General features: G+C 43.7%; 3 protein-coding genes. 2 read left to right on the top strand and 1 reads right to left on the bottom strand.

What is annotated here, in order from left to right:
- Both AC1DWN_RS32160 and AC1DWN_RS32155 read left to right on the top strand, forming a co-directional pair.
- Positions 1-1,133, top strand: a 1,133-nt coding sequence (locus AC1DWN_RS32160) for an amidohydrolase (RefSeq protein ID WP_477562909.1), incomplete at its 5' end; no start/stop codon positions are given.
- A 110-nt stretch (positions 1,134-1,243) separates the two neighbouring features.
- Positions 1,244-1,663 (top strand): CBS domain-containing protein, encoded by a 420-nt coding sequence (locus AC1DWN_RS32155; protein ID WP_477562910.1) that lies wholly within the window; start codon positions 1,244-1,246, stop codon positions 1,661-1,663.
- Positions 1,664-1,749: 86 nt separating this feature from the next.
- On the opposite strand, the gene AC1DWN_RS32150 is transcribed toward AC1DWN_RS32155, so the two are convergent.
- Positions 1,750-2,442 (bottom strand): thermonuclease family protein (locus AC1DWN_RS32150; RefSeq protein WP_477562908.1); only part of this gene is annotated, 693 nt, incomplete at its 5' end.

Raw genomic sequence — 2,442 nt, 5'->3', positions numbered from 1 at the left:
GTAGACATCTTCATCAATATCCAGAATTGTCTTTTCATGAGAGAGTAACTTCAAGCTGGATCAAGAGCCAACTGCTAGAGATGGGTTGTTCCGTAAGGACAGATGTTGGAGGACACGGCTTAATTGCAACGATTAAGGGTGKAAAGCCTGGACCCGTCGTAGCCCTTAGAGCAGATATCGATGCATTGCCCATTCAAGATGAGAAGGGTTGCGATTATGCATCGAAGGTTCCTAATGTCATGCATGCTTGTGGTCATGATGCCCATACTGCTTCGTTGCTAGCCATAGCGGCTTACTATAGTGCTAATCAAGACGAAATAGTAGGCGAACGCAGGCTGCTATTTCAGCCAGCGGAAGAGGTTACACCGGGAGGCGCTAAGCCAATGATAGAGGACGGCGCGCTTGACGGTGTAAATGCCATTTATGGTGTACATTTATGGACCCCACTTGCCAGCGGCTTGATTGCATCGAAGGCGGGACCTTTCATGGCTGCCGCAGACGAGTTTGTTATTGACATCATTGGCCAGGGCGGTCATGGTGGTTTGCCGCATCAGAGCATTGATGCGATTATGATCGGTGCGTCGCTCGTTCAATCGGTGCAATCAATCGTTAGCCGAAATGTAAATCCACTCCATCCGGCAGTCGTTACAATTGGGTCTTTCCAAGCCGGTACAACGAACAATGTAATTGCAGAAAGATGTAGGCTTAAGGGTACGGTGAGGTCCTTTGATGAGTCGACTAGAATGATGATCCACGATCGTCTGAAAACACTTGTCACAAATACTTGTCTCATGCATGGAGCAAAGTTCGATTATCAGATGCGTATTGGTTATCCGCCTGTGGTGAACGATGAAATAGAAGCTGAGCGGTTCTTTAAGGTTGGGGGCGCTTTGTTCGGTGAAGAAGCTGTTATTCATTCGGAAGCCATAACGGTTGCTGAGGATTTTTCTTATTATTTGGAACAGGTGCCAGGATGCTTTATGTTTGTTGGTGCAGGGAATGAAAACTGCGGTGCTACYTTCTCACATCATCATCCAAAGTTCGATATTGATGAGAGAGCGATGCTTCAGTCTACGAGATTGTTAATCGCAATGGCTGATGATTATGCTAGTGAGCATCCAACAGGTTCATAAGAGAAGATGTGAATGAGTCGTTTAGTGTATGGTTAGACTATCCTTGATCAAACATCGAGGAGGTTTTCGAATTGAATTCGAATAATCAAGTGAAAACAGTCAAACAAATCATGTCGACGGATTGTGTAACTGCTACAATTCAGGATAATTTGTATGAACTTGCTGTGAAAATGAAGCAATACGATATTGGATTTATTCCGATTACTGATGGGAAGAAACTAATCGGAGTCGTGACCGATAGAGATTTGGTCATTCGTGGTTATGCGGAAAAGCATTCTGGCTCTACAGCAGTTGCAGAAGTTATGACGACGGATATCGATACGATAACATCAGAAACGTCCACAGATGAAGCCGCTAACCTGATGGCGTTAAAGCAGATTAGAAGGCTGCCAGTGGTCGACAACGGCGATTTAATCGGAGTACTTGCAATAGGGGATTTAGCAGTACGAGAAATCTTTGTGAATGAAGCTGGCGATGCTCTTAGTGCTATTTCAGAGCAAACGCATACGCATACGCAGCAGCTTCACTAATATAATAGGAATTAAACAAATAAGCCTGTCCAGAGTGCGCCTAAGCAACTCGGATAGGCTTATTTGTTTGGTCTCTAATGTAAGAATCAATTTTCCCAGATCGATACCAGCTCGTTAAAAGTGTTATAGAGCTCTGCGGGATCTGACTCGGAGTTGTTCCAAATGTTTTCCTCGCCCCACTGGAGTACGGTGAATGCAGAGTTGATTGGCTCTTCCGCTGATGAAATAATTACCTTCTCTTGCGGATTTAAAGTAAATTCTTTGAATGTATAGATCTGATTACCCCGCACACTGACAAGTTTCCATCCTGTTAAAGAGACAGCCTCATCCGTTTTATTAGTAATTGTAACTAATTCAGCACGTTTGTCGACCACGGTTATAATACCTGTTACTGTTGCTTTCTTAGTAGGCAAATCACTGCGACTTATCTCAGATGCATTGCTCCAGATTCCTTGCTTGCTTTGCTTAGCTTGTTGTTCGATCTTCTTGTAAACGTTTTCCATTTTTACATTAGGATCGACGATTAATACTTTGGCCAAGCCTTGCTCAAGAAGAAGCTCATTTAATATTTGTCCGTTCTTTAATTCAACGATTGCTAATGTCCGTCCGTATTTATCGGTCATCTCTTTGTCAAATGTAAGTCTAACCTCTCCCGACTCGGTAAGCAATTGTTTCGAATAAGCAGATGCTTCCGGACCAAATGGCTCGATTTCGGTATCTGGTTTGACCGTTTCCGGTGTATCGATATAAAGCAGACGAACCGTTGTTACATTGTTGCC

Source organism: Paenibacillus sp. P4_A7, assembly GCF_056402455.1.
The sequence above is the reverse complement of the archived record's forward strand: the minus strand, read 5'-3'. Positions and strand labels throughout refer to the sequence as shown.